Below are 249 nucleotides of genomic sequence, written 5' to 3' on the forward strand. Positions count from 1 at the left end.
CGCTGGCGAACCGGCCGCTCAAGGAAGAACTGTCGCAGCGCGCGTACCGCTTGTGTCTCGCGATGGCGCAAAAGGAAGCGCTCGCGCTGCTCGGGCTGGCGGGCATCCGGCCGGCGAAGGTGACGCCGCTGCCCGCGACGTGGATTCCGCGTCTGCTGACGGTGTCCGATGCGTGGTTCGAACGCCTTGGCCGCGCGATGCTGACGATCGATCCGCATGCGCGCTCGTCCATGTCCGACGATCTGGCGG

1 pseudogene is annotated in these 249 nt (G+C 68.7%); it reads left to right on the forward strand.

The features are described from left to right. Window positions 1–249: pseudogene (locus tag SB772_RS44010) on the forward strand (2-dehydropantoate 2-reductase); the annotation flags it as partial.

This window comes from Paraburkholderia sp. SIMBA_030, from assembly GCF_046535245.1.
Classification (GTDB): domain Bacteria; phylum Pseudomonadota; class Gammaproteobacteria; order Burkholderiales; family Burkholderiaceae; genus Paraburkholderia.